Origin of the sequence: Vibrio penaeicida, from assembly GCF_019977755.1 — a bacterium.
Taxonomy (GTDB): domain Bacteria; phylum Pseudomonadota; class Gammaproteobacteria; order Enterobacterales; family Vibrionaceae; genus Vibrio; species Vibrio penaeicida.
Genome location: NZ_AP025145.1, coordinates 1,040,682 through 1,053,154, shown reverse-complemented (window position 1 = coordinate 1,053,154; position 12,473 = coordinate 1,040,682). Strand labels below are relative to the sequence as shown.

Genomic DNA, 12,473 nt, shown 5'->3' with positions numbered 1-12,473 from the left:
CCACAATTTCGAACGACATATCATTATGCTTAAACGTTTCTATTCTTACATTTCACTTTTGTTCGCTTCTGTCGCACTTGTTGCATGTACCGATGACGGAGTACCGAAGCAAGGCACCCATTTTGAATTATTACCCGCAGCGCTAAGCTCCGATCTCGTTTCCCCTGTTACTGAGGTGTTCTCTTTAAATTGTGGTCACTGCAGAAGTATGGAGAAATTCCTGCCCGAGATTGAATCTGAACTTTCAGAGAAGATTGGCAAAGTTCACGTCACCTTCAACGAAAGCGCTCAAATAGGCGCACTCATTTATTACGCCGCAGAAATGCAATTGGATACAACGCCAGATCATCAAATGATGGACGAACTATTTGCAGCAGCACAAATGGGGAAAGGGTTTACTCAAGATGAAATTAAACAAGCCACAGAGAAAGCGTTTACTTCTCGCGGTTTGATTAGCCCTTACGATTTCAACGAAGAACAGCAAAAAACTTTGTTTGAGCACATTTCTAACGCAGAAACAGTGACTCACCAAGCTCAAATCAATGCTGTTCCAACGTTTATTATCAATGGCAAATATCAAGTTGTTACGTCTGGACACAAAGATGTCAAAGACATTGCCAAAACGATAAATTATCTTCTAACTCTTTAGGGTCTAATGCCCTCATAGAATTCCGCTATTTCCAATCAAAGGGAGCCATTGTGTCTAAGTTAGTTTTTCCGATCATTATTTTTGTCCTTGCCGCCTTTTTCATCTATCGCACATGGACAAACCATAAAGCGTCAGATGCCAATTTCAAATTGGGTCAAGACTTCTTAATGCAAAACGAACAGAGAGACGGTGTAAAAACAACCGAAACCGGTTTGCAATATGAAGTAATTACCGCTGGTAGTGGCGAAATAAACCCAACAGCGACTAGCCAAGTAAAAGTGCATTACCACGGCACGTTGATTGACGGTACGGTATTTGATAGTTCCGTTGATCGTGGAGAGCCGATCTCCTTTCCTTTAAACAGAGTCATTAAAGGTTGGCAAGAAGGCGTTCAGCTAATGGTTGTTGGCGACAAATTCCGATTTTATATCCCGAGTAATCTCGCCTATGGGAAAAATGGGTCTGGTCCTATTCCACCAGCGGCAACACTGATCTTTGAAGTGGAATTGCTCTCCATTAATTAAGAGTACTTATTTACTCTGTTGCTATGCTCTAATATCAAACTAGTTCGCCCAATTGCTCTTCGCGAGTTGGGGTATGTTTCAAGAACTGAAAGCATCGAATTTAGATTTAGGATAGTCAACGAAACCCTAAACATGAAAGTAACTTGCGTATTTAAGGCAATTAGCATTCAAGTGCGTTAGTGTACAATTCTTGAACAAGCCGCCCTTCGGGCGGTTTTTCTTTACCTGTCAAATATTTCCTTCCATTCTTCGAGACAAAACACTTATCTAGATTAAAAAAATAATTGATGAGAAACATTAAAGAAAAATTACAAATAGTCGATATAATTGTTACCAGATAGGAAATTGATTTAAACAAGGATTTTACATAATGAACTTAATTGAATATTCTCATTAGTGACACACTCATATGTAAATGAGAAACATTATTAAGAACCCATTCATAATATTTCTTCTAACGGGTTTCAAATACAACGTCTTTTATGCACCCTTTTAAAACAATGAGTTAAACCCCTTAATATAAATGTAACTTAAATGTCACATTTATTTGTAGCAGAAGTCTCATTTCTAAATTAACTTTATGAATATTAGTGATAAATAAATCTATCATTAATGATGCTTATATCAATAGAAGAAGAATGCTTATGAATATTAAGTCTCGACTAATACTTTTGGGATTGGTTTCAATCCTTGGCGTTGCGACCATTTTAGGTGTATCTACCATTTCAAGTAAAAATGTAGGTGAATTAAGCGAAGCTAGAACGAAACTTTCAGACCTACAAGTCAGCCTGCTAATGCTGAGAAGAAACGAGAAAGACTTCCTTCTTCGCAAAGATATGAAGTACCTTGATAAATTCAACAAAAACGCAGATAACTTTCTAGCAATTAACGCTCAAATCGCGTCCAGCCTTAAAAGTTATGACATCCCCTACCCTAACCAACTTATTACAGATTTGGATATCTATAAGAAGAGCTTTAGTAACATGGTTTCTTCTTTCAAGACCTTGGGTCTAAAGGAAACTGAGGGGTTGCTGGGTAACTTCAATGCCGAATACGATCGTCTGTTCGATTCATCAGACGACATGGGTAAACTTGCTTTAGATACCTTTCATCATGCCGTTTCAAAAGGCAAATATGACCCTTCACTTCTCGGAAATTACGGCAGCAACGAGCTGAAAAATTCTGCGCAAAAAGTAGTGAGTCAATTGGAAGTTATTGGTCTTAAATACAATGTTGGTATGCTTGGTCAAGTGCGTTCTGGATCCCATAAGATTGAGAAACAATTTAAAGCGACTGCAGAAATTCTCAAAACAGGTGTAGCTACATACGAAGAGAAAAACATGCAAATAAAATGGGGGATCTCGTTTGTTATTATCCTCATTATTGTAGGTGCCGTTACGCAGATTTCTATGTCCATCAATACAATGATGAATAAGCTTCTCACAACAATTCAGGAAATCTCCGAAACCAACAATATCGGCATGCGTGTCGATATCAATGGTAAAAGCGAACTTTCAGAATTAGGTAATTACTTTAACCACTTACTTGAAAGCATTGAAAAGCTCGTTTCTGGTTCTCAAGTTAAATCCAAAGCATTGTTTAGCAGCACCGAAAGTATGCACTCTCAACTTCAGGGTGTGATTGAGCAATTTGATACTCAAGCTGAACACACAACATCAATGGCGACGTCTGTACAAGAAATGGTATCTACGATCAGTGAGATTTCCGAAAGTACTGCGGTTGCCGCTGAAGGTGTTAACCAAGCCGCAAACAATGCGAGATCAGGTAGAGATGTTGTAAGCAGCACAGTTGATAACATCAATGGTCTTTCTGGTACGTTAGCAAATAGCCAAGCTTCGATAACTTCGCTTAACCAACACGTAGACCAGATTGGTGGCGCTGTTGTTATGATTCAAGAAATAGCGGAGCAAACTAACTTATTGGCACTAAACGCTGCTATCGAAGCGGCGCGTGCAGGTGAGCAAGGCCGTGGATTTGCAGTTGTAGCCGACGAAGTAAGAGCACTCGCTAGCCGTACTCACCAATCGACTGAGGAAATCACCTCTGTGGTTACAGCAATTCAATCTCAGATGTCCACGGTAGTCACAGACATTGAGACGTGCAATGCCCAAGGTGAGCAAACGAAGCAATATTCACAAACGCTGGATGATAGCTTTACTCAAATCATCAGTGACATGGATACAATACAAAGTAATTCAGAACGTATTGCCTCAGCGATAGAAGAACAAGGTATTGTAATGAATCAAGTCAGTGGTTCGATTACCGAGTTGCAAGCCATTTCAGATAACAACATCCATTCTGCAAAACAATGTATGGAAGAAGTAGATGGCGTATCTAGCCAAGCTCACGAAATGGATGAAGCAGTAGCCCAGTTTAAAACAAGGTAACTCTTGTTCAAACCCAACAAAAAACCCAGCATTACGCTGGGCTTTTTATGTTAAGAACACTAATTAGTGGCAGTATTTCAACACGTTTACCTAAGTAAACCTTGCTAAAAACTTATCTCAAACCATGAAGGAATTCATGTCGAGTTGCTGGATTCGATTTGAATATCCCACCAAGTGCCGTAGTAGTCGTTTCGCTGGTTGCGTCCATGACTCCACGAGACTTCACACAGTAATGTACTGCATCCATAGTAATGGCAACATCGTCGGTTTCGAGTAATGTTTGAAGAGCAACAAGTACTTGCTGTGTCATACGTTCTTGCACCTGAGGGCGCTGCGCGAAGAAACGAACAATGCGATTGATTTTAGACAAACCAATAATTTTCTTGCGCGGAATATAAGCCACTGCTGCCTTACCATCGATGGTAACTAAATGATGCTCACAGGTACTTGTTACGGTGATGTCTTTTACACGCACCATTTCACTGCAAGCCATTTTGTTTTCGATCACTGTGATTTTTGGGAAGTTCTTATAGTCTAATCCTGAAAACACTTCATCAACGTACATTTTAGCAATTCGACGCGGTGTTTCTTCAAGGCTATCATCAGAGAGATCCAGTTCAAGAAGTTGAAGGATTTCACGCATATGATTTTCAATACGCGCTTTTTTCTCTTCGCGACTCACTTTGTTTGGCAACATTGGAGTCTCAATGCCCTTCTCTACTAGCGCTTTCTGAACTAACAGTGCTGATTCACTCAAACCAGGCATGTTTACTTCTCCCATGCAATCTTTTACCCCTTTTGGATGGGTGACAAGCATACTCGTATTTTGGAATAATTACACCCATATTTTGAGCGAGGTTACTGGGGTCAAACCCTTAACTATGCTATTGTTCCGCAAATAGTTAAGAATAAAAAATGGGGTAATTTATATGGGTTGTTGTGACGCGCCGGGTCTGATGCCAATCGAAGATGCAATGAACAAAATGCTGGGCTCTGTTTCCCCCTTAACGCGAACTCAAACGATGTCTATTGCCGATGCGTGTGGATTTGTTTTAGCTGAACCCATTCATTCTCCAATCCATGTCCCCCCATTTCACAATTCTGCAATGGACGGCTACGCTATCCGCCGAGCGGACTTGTCTCAAAACGCAATGATGCCTGTGTCGGGTAAGTCATTTGCCGGGCAACCTTTTGTCGGTCATTGGGACAAAGGTGGCTGCATTCGAATCATGACCGGTGCGGAAATACCTGAAGGTTGCGATGCCGTCATCATGCAAGAAAACACGCAGATACTTAAAGATGGCACTGTAGAATTTCTGCAAACCGATGTAGAACTGAATAACAACATCCGTCCAATAGGCGAAGACATTCGCCAAGGTGATTTAGTTCTTGAATCAGGGCATCGATTAACCCCTAGAGATATCCCAATGATCGCCTCGTTAGGCATTGCGAATGTCAGTATATTTGAAAAACCAAAAGTGGCATTCTTTTCGACAGGCGACGAGCTTAAAACCGTCGGTACGAAGTTAGAAGCTGGGCAGATATACGACAGCAATCGCTACGGTATAAAAGAACTCATTTTAAATTTTGGCTGCGACGCCATAGATTTAGGCATTATTCCTGATTGCCCAGAAACATTAAAATCAACATTCATTCATGCGCAACAACAAGCGGATGTTGTGGTCACCTCAGGGGGTGTCAGTGTAGGTGAAGCGGATTATACAAAAGACATTTTAGAAGAATTAGGTGAAATCGGGTTTTGGAAACTGGCTATCAAACCTGGAAAGCCATTTGCTTACGGGAAATTAGACAGCGCTTATTTTTGTGGTCTTCCGGGCAACCCTGTTTCAGCTATGCTTACCATGTATGTTCTTGTGCAGCCTTTACTCGCTAAGATCGCAGGTCATTCTCAATGGCAAGCACCAGAATCCATACCCGCAATCACTCGTTCGCGCTTTAAAAAGACCCCTGGCAGAACCGATTATCAGCGAGCTATTTACAGTATCGAAAATGGTCAGTTTTTCGTTGAATCAACAGGAAACCAAAGTTCTGGTGCATTTCGTTCCATGAGTTTGTCAAACTGCTTTGCCGTTTTGGAACGTGACCGAAGCACGGTAGAACAAGGCGAAACCGTTCAGATTCAGCTGTTTAACCAAACGTTATACTAAGATTAAGAGACACCATGGATATTCTTACCGACAGCGAAATGCTTCGCTATAACCGTCAAATTATCTTGAAGAATTTTGATTTTGAGGGTCAAGAAGCACTCAAGCTCTCTTCTGTTCTTATTCTTGGAGCAGGTGGATTAGGCTGCGCCGCCTCTCAGTACCTTGCTACTGCCGGTATTGGAAACATTACATTAATCGATGATGATCAGGTCGAGCTTTCAAACTTACAGCGTCAGGTACTCCACACTGACGAAGACATTGGGCTTGATAAGGTAAAATCGGCACAATCTTCGTTAGAAAATTTGAATCCACATATTCGTGTTCAAGCCATAAACAAAAGACTTGGTGATGAGGATCTTGCTGAATTAGTGCAATCTCACACGGTTGTGTTAGATTGCAGTGACAACGTCACCACACGAAATCAACTTAATCAACTCTGCTACAAATCTAAAACCCCTTTAGTTTCTGGTGCTGCGATACGAATGGAAGGGCTTGTCTCTGTTTTCACTTACCAAGAAAATGATGCCTGCTATGAATGCTTGAGTGCGTTGTTTGGTGATCAGGCACTCACGTGTGTCGAAGCCGGAATTATGGCACCAGTAGTCGGTATTATTGGCGCAACTCAGTCGTTAGAAGCAATCAAGGTCATCTCCAATTACGGAAAACCTTGCGTTGGAAAACTCCTCACTTTTGATGCTCTTTCTCTTTCTTGGAGAGAAATGAAACTCGCGAAATGCCCAACTTGCAGTACTTGTAATTAGGCGCTGTTGTTTTGGAACGCAATATGGCTTGGTGACGTTTTTCGCATGTCTTTTATGACATAACACTCCTATCGATATATCAAAATTCTAAAGATTTTCCTTTCAGTTTACCGCGCTCTTTTCTGAGCGCACAAGTTCAAATTTCTCAATATGACGAAAAACTCGTTCAATCTGATTACACATTTGAGAAACGTAAAATCCGACATATAATTTTCCTTATTAATCAACACCATAAATATGGCATGTTGTTTGTATATCACTGATTACCGAATTCGAATCAAAGGTAATCGACATGAAAAAAAGAGTTGTAAGTACGCTGACACTTGCAATCATGGGCACACTGCCCACCTATGCCTCTGCAAGCACTGTCACCCCTTTTGATACCTGCCCAAGCAAGGCATTTCTATTTCAGAGTTCACCTATTGAAGTTTGGGGAGTAAACCTCGTAACAGGTTCAACTGAGCAGTTAAACACCTCAAACCCTTACGCAGGAAATATCAATGGCGTCGGATTCGATTTTGGGTTTGCGGAAGGTGAAGACGAGTCTGAGGGAACCGATAAACGATTCATTTACGGTTACGACACGACGAACAAAAAAGTGGTACGTGTTGGTAAAAACTACAATGTACAAGATCTCAATGTTACAGGGCTGCCATCAAGCACATTTTTTGTCGGTGACGTGTACAACCGAACCTATTACGTTTACAGAAAAAATAGCGGTCTGTACAAAATAGACTTAACACCGCTCGACTCCGACCCTAATGCTACTCTCTCTTTGGATCTCGTTTCTGAAAACTCTACGGTTAACTTAACCGATTTTGCTTTCCACCCTGGGAACGGCAAGCTTTATGGAGTCGATAATAATACAGGGAAACTCCACGAATTTGCGACAGATGGAAGCGGAACGATTTCAGAAATCGGCGATGTCGGTCAGTTAGGAACCTTTGGTGCTGGATACTTTGACGTCGATGGCTACTACTACGTATCACGAAATTCAGATGTAATTTCGGATGGTGAAGTTAATCGCGAAGGTGGGAAAATTTATCGAATTGATCTTACGCTCGATGGAAATGGCGACATTGACCCTAGCGGCATAACCGCTGTCGATTTTGCAAGTGGTCCTACATCCAATCAAAATGATGGTGCTCGCTGTGCTAATGCACCTATTATCGGAACAGACTCAGGTATAGATTTTGGTGATGCGCCAGACGCCTACTCTACTCTTTTAGCCTCCAATGGTCCGAGGCATGAGATTGACGGAAGTACATGGATGGGCGTATCAACACCAGATGGCGATGCCGATGCCGCGCAATCACCCAGTACAGACAACACTATTGATACTGCCGATGAAGACGGCGTTGGTTTCGTCACTTCTATTGAGCCGGGTCTAGACAACGTCATCACGGTTTACGCCTCGACGTCAGGTACATTGAATGCTTGGATGGATTGGGAAGGAAACAATCAATTTACCGACACTTACGATCAAGTTATAACCGACTATTCGTTAACCGCAGGGCTAAACACTATTGTTCTCTCTGCACCTATCACAGCCGTTGCGGGGTCCTCATGGTCTCGTTTCCGCTTTAGCCAGCAGAGTGGGCTCGACTATTTTGGGGGCTCAACATCGGGTGAGGTGGAAGATCATATCATCACTATTTCAGATGTAGACACTCGTGAGGAGTTTTTCCCGTCGAATGAAGGGTATGTCACCTTAGCGTACGAAGACAACTGGCCAGAAACCGCTGATTATGACATGAACGACTTTGTCGCCCGTTATCAGATAAAGCAGACACTCAAAACTATCAGTGGTACTGAGTACATCGCTAAATCAGTCATTAAAGGGACACTCGATGCGGTAGGTGCTAGCTACCGAAGTGGATTTGCGGTCAATATCCCTGGAATCGACAATTCCAATATCGATACGACTAAGACACGCTTGTATCACAATGGCTCACTTGTCGACTTCGATACTTTAGAGAGTACTGAAACGACAGAAACAACATTCATCATTATCGAGAATGCACGCGATGCTCAAGTCAACAGCTGCTCGTACTTTAGAACAGTGAAAGATTGTCGTGAAGACGTGGCATTGGAATTTGAACTTCATGTTAGCTACGTTGACCCCACTCTAAATGGCTCAATCTCTGCTATGCCATACAAACCCTTTATTTTTGGTACACCAGGGTATCCTCATGGCTCGGTTTTCAATACACCACCAGGACGTAGTCTAGAAATTCACTTACCGGATAACGCACCCACAAGTAAGTTTGATACTAGTTTCTTCGACTTGCCAGGGGAAGACGACAGCAACACAGAAACAGGGAAATACTACAAAACAAGTAATAATCTGCCGTGGGCAATCATGCTCTTCGAAGATGCGGAAGTCGACACTCAATGGATCTGGCCAACGGAAGGCACCGATCTATTAGAAGCCTATCCTAATTTCCAGCATTACACCGAAAATGGTGGTAACACACACACAGATTGGTTCGAAGCGGCAAATGCCGTTGCTGCGAAATGTTACTAAGGGAGAAATGACATGAAAAACATTATCTTATCTATTCTATTGGGTCTTTCTCTTACCGCATGTGGCGGAGGCGGCGGAGGCAGTACAGGTGGAGGAAGTGCCGCGACACCAGCTCCCGATGATTCTCAAACGGCGACACCAAGTGTTAAAACTAAAGACTTGGTTGCACCTGAAGGGTTTGATTATGACCCGATTGAAAACAGAAACGTCGCGATAGATATATCATCGACTTCTGTCGCTAGAGCGTACCTTTCAATCTATCGGAACTATCACACATTAAGTGACGGTACATTGCTACCAGATTACGGAAGCAGAATTGTAGCTATGCCACTCAAAGATGGAAAAGCCGACCTATCTGTCATTATTTCTGACAGCTCGAACGACTTACTCGGAGAGATTTGGTTTTATGACGGAAGCGCACCACTCCAAACACGATTTTATGCGTCACAATCGACATGGATCTGGTAATGGCTTAGGCTGCTGTCTATAGAGCCAGAAGACACTAAAACTCCCAACGAAATGACGCAAAGAAAAAGGCGACACTTTGCGTCATTTCACCCTTTATACCTTTATACCCAAGTATCTAAGCATACTTGGGTATTTCTTTACCAGGTGCGCTCGCCCATAGCGACTTGAGAACCCAGCTCTAACGTGAATCCTTTTCCAAATTCTGGGTACTGTTTGTCCATTTTAGCAATCACTTCTTTGCTGTCTTTACTTGAACCGACCGCTTTTTCAAAATGATTCAAATATTGCTGTGTAAAATCGACAGACGACATCGAGAATTCCACACCTTTTGTTGCATGCCCAGGTACAACAACTTCTGGTTTTAGGTCTTTAATTGATTTAAGCGCTTGCTTCCATAAATCGCGTGATGCTGGTGTCGGCGTATCTGCCATCCAAACGTGCTCTCCGCCAGCGACATTGATACCACCAACTACTGCTTTTATCTCAGGAATCCAAACATAACTGCGCGCTTTATATTCCTTGTCTAGCCCTTCGATACTCAGCTTGTGCCCTTCGAGTAAGATTTCGTTTCCATCCAATACAGACGGGATGACTGGATGGGAAGGGGCATTCATACCCAGCTGAGGTCCCCAAACAGACAGCTTTCCATTCAGTTTTTTCGCTATTGCGTTTGCTGTAGACTCAGTTGAAACGATCTTTGCATTCGGGAAGGCTTCTTTAATCACCTCCAAACCAAAGTAGTAATCTGGGTCACTGTGGCTTACATACACTGTTTTGAGCTCTTTTCCGAGGTCCAGAATATCGGCAACTAATCTGTGAGCATCAGATTGTTTAAATAACCCATCAATGAGCACGGCTTCTTTTTCGCCAGTGACCAACACAGACTTCACGTTGAAGCTGTCTTCTCCGGCATTAAATACATGAAGTTGAAGCGGCTTAGTATCGCCTATCAATTCCAATTCAGCATTGGCGCCAAAAGAAACGGAAGCAAGAAGTATGGAAGTCGCGAGCAATTGTTGTTTCATCATATGTTCTCTCTATAAGTGTGCTCACAGTTTATCGTTCCAAATAAACGAATAAATAGATCAATAAATACATCTGTGTTACATAAAATAGAACAATGGAGACATGAATGTGAAAGGCGTTGGCCGAGATTTATTTAAGCTAGTGGTGTTTGCCCATGTCGTTCGGACAGGGTCATTTACCAAAGCAGCGGATACGTTGGAAATAAGCCGATCGGTTGTAAGCAAACATATTGATGATTTAGAAGACAGCTTGTCTGTTCGTCTGTTAAACAGAACAACCCGAACCGTTAGCCTGACAGATGTTGGCAAGATGATTTATCAACACGCTGAAAACATCATTGGCGAATACAGTGAAATTTCTTCACGCTCAAACAGTGAACATACTGCCATTAGCGGCAGTGTAAGAATTAGCATGGCTGTCGACTTCGGCGCGACAACTTTAACGCCGATTCTTGCCGAAATTAAACGTTCGCATCCATCGTTACATATGGAGATCATATTCGATAACCGAACGGTAAATCTGCTCGAAGATAACATTGACATCGCTATACGAGTCGGTTGGCTAAAACAAGAGAACTATCCGGTTAGAAAAATAGGCTCTACTGAGCATTGGATATGCGCTTCCTCTTCTTTTGAAAAAAAATCGAAAAACTTAACGCCTAACTCCTTGGTGAAATTGCCTTGGATACAGAACAGTCAACTCTCTAAGCAAATCGCATTTACGACACCAGAACAAAGTAAAGTTATCAGCGAACCTGCCGCTACAATGACATGCAACACAGCCCAAGCAACCCGTTTGATGGTACTAGAAAGCCTTGGGTTAAGTTTGTTTCCAGCGTTCTATGTGCATGAAGACGTAGAAAGCGGGCGCATGATAAGAATGCTAAAAGAATACACACTAAGACCGGTTGATATATTCGCTATTTTTCCTGCCCACCCAATTCCTTTTAAATCTAGGTTCTTGGTTGACACTATTGCAGAAAAACTTCGAAAACTGCCAATGATAGCTGCTTAACACGAAAGGTACTCTCACATTCAAACGCGTACAGGTTTTTACATATAACGAGATCCTGTTCGTCGCTAACTTCAAGGAAAGATCGTCATGACAAAAGCTTTGGTAACACCCTCTTGGCTAGAAAATAAATTAACTAGCGATAAAGTAGTCGTGCTAGATGCCAGCCTAGATCTCATGATTCCAGGAGCGCCGGAGCCCGCACACGCTGGTTTTATTCCTGATTCGTTGCGATTTGACTACGATAAAGTCATTTACGATAAACAATCTCCTCTTCCGCATATGATGCCAACTGAAGAAGAATTTCAGCACCATATTCGCTCGCTGGGCATCGATCAGGACACTACTGTCGTCGTTTACGACCAAGCTGGTACTTATGCCTCGCCAAGAGCTTGGTGGATGTTTAAAGCCATGGGGTTTAATTCAGTTTACTTGTTAGAAGGCGGGCTCAGAGCTTGGATAAACTCTGGATACAGAACAGTGTGTTCTCTGTCGAATTCAACGCATTACGGCAACGCTACAGCGAAACTAAACGAAAATTTCGTTTATAGCTCGCGTGACATGCTAAATGCGATCTCTAAAGAAAATCATTATACCTTTGATGCAAGACCACGAGCTCGCTACGAAGGAAAAGTTAAAGAGCCTCGCGCGGGCGTTAGATCAGGACATATTCCAGGTTCTCATAGTTTGCCTTTTCAAGAAGTGATGAATGATATTTACTTCAAACCCGTTAATGAGCTAACTCATCTATTTAATAAATGGGATTTAAATTCGAATAGTACGCTCATCTTTAGCTGCGGATCAGGTGTTACGGCTGCAATTTTAGCGGTTGCTGCTTATGAATCTGGGTATGATAATTTTTCTGTCTACGATGGTTCATGGACTGAGTGGGGTCAGTCAATTGAGCTTCCTGTTGAAGTTGGGTAAGCTC

11 protein-coding genes are annotated in these 12,473 nt (G+C 42.3%); 9 read left to right on the top strand and 2 right to left on the bottom strand.

Annotated elements, in window-relative coordinates; all coding sequences use genetic code 11:
• Positions 1 to 25 precede the first annotated feature (25 nt).
• The 3 genes from LDO37_RS22965 (at position 26) to LDO37_RS22955 (ending at position 3,581) form a co-directional block, all read left to right on the top strand.
• The gene (locus LDO37_RS22965) at positions 26 to 649 is read left to right on the top strand and encodes a thiol:disulfide interchange protein DsbA/DsbL (RefSeq protein ID WP_126606425.1); all 624 of its coding nucleotides are present in this window, start codon (positions 26 to 28) and stop codon (positions 647 to 649) included.
• Between the two features lie 50 nt (positions 650 to 699).
• Complete coding sequence (locus LDO37_RS22960; protein WP_126606424.1) at positions 700 to 1,173, top strand: FKBP-type peptidyl-prolyl cis-trans isomerase; 474 nt, start codon at positions 700 to 702, stop codon at positions 1,171 to 1,173.
• A 644-nt stretch (positions 1,174 to 1,817) separates the two neighbouring features.
• Positions 1,818 to 3,581, top strand: a complete 1,764-nt coding sequence (locus LDO37_RS22955) for a methyl-accepting chemotaxis protein (RefSeq protein WP_126608353.1) — start codon at positions 1,818 to 1,820, stop codon at positions 3,579 to 3,581.
• A gap of 112 nt (positions 3,582 to 3,693) precedes the next feature.
• On the opposite strand, the gene folE is transcribed toward LDO37_RS22955, so the two are convergent.
• Positions 3,694 to 4,347: a GTP cyclohydrolase I FolE gene (folE, locus tag LDO37_RS22950; RefSeq protein ID WP_126608354.1), complete on the bottom strand. Its 654-nt coding sequence runs from the start codon at positions 4,345 to 4,347 to the stop codon at positions 3,694 to 3,696.
• Between the two features lie 163 nt (positions 4,348 to 4,510).
• Here folE and moeA point away from each other — a divergent pair, with 163 nt between their 5' ends.
• The 4 genes from moeA (at position 4,511) to LDO37_RS22930 (ending at position 9,505) form a co-directional block, all read left to right on the top strand.
• Positions 4,511 to 5,749: a molybdopterin molybdotransferase MoeA gene (gene moeA / locus LDO37_RS22945; RefSeq protein ID WP_126608352.1), complete on the top strand. Its 1,239-nt coding sequence runs from the start codon at positions 4,511 to 4,513 to the stop codon at positions 5,747 to 5,749.
• Positions 5,750 to 5,763: 14 nt separating this feature from the next.
• Complete coding sequence (moeB, locus tag LDO37_RS22940) at positions 5,764 to 6,510, top strand: molybdopterin-synthase adenylyltransferase MoeB (protein ID WP_126608351.1); 747 nt, start codon at positions 5,764 to 5,766, stop codon at positions 6,508 to 6,510.
• A gap of 292 nt (positions 6,511 to 6,802) precedes the next feature.
• Positions 6,803 to 9,037: an LruC domain-containing protein gene (locus tag LDO37_RS22935; RefSeq protein WP_126608090.1), complete on the top strand. Its 2,235-nt coding sequence runs from the start codon at positions 6,803 to 6,805 to the stop codon at positions 9,035 to 9,037.
• Positions 9,038 to 9,049: 12 nt separating this feature from the next.
• A complete protein-coding gene (locus LDO37_RS22930) occupies positions 9,050 to 9,505 on the top strand; it encodes a hypothetical protein (RefSeq protein ID WP_126608091.1) in 456 nt (151 codons plus the stop codon).
• Between the two features lie 137 nt (positions 9,506 to 9,642).
• On the opposite strand, the gene LDO37_RS22925 is transcribed toward LDO37_RS22930, so the two are convergent.
• Positions 9,643 to 10,533 (bottom strand): MBL fold metallo-hydrolase, encoded by an 891-nt coding sequence (locus tag LDO37_RS22925; RefSeq protein ID WP_224055901.1) that lies wholly within the window; start codon positions 10,531 to 10,533, stop codon positions 9,643 to 9,645.
• Positions 10,534 to 10,633: 100 nt separating this feature from the next.
• On the opposite strand from LDO37_RS22925, the gene LDO37_RS22920 reads away from it, so the two are divergent.
• Together LDO37_RS22920 and LDO37_RS22915 are read left to right on the top strand one after the other, a co-directional pair.
• Positions 10,634 to 11,545, top strand: coding sequence for a LysR family transcriptional regulator (locus tag LDO37_RS22920; protein ID WP_126608092.1), 912 nt, complete (start codon positions 10,634 to 10,636; stop codon positions 11,543 to 11,545).
• 87 nt (positions 11,546 to 11,632) lie between these two features.
• Positions 11,633 to 12,469, top strand: coding sequence for a sulfurtransferase (locus tag LDO37_RS22915; protein WP_126608093.1), 837 nt, complete (start codon positions 11,633 to 11,635; stop codon positions 12,467 to 12,469).
• Positions 12,470 to 12,473 lie beyond the last annotated feature (4 nt).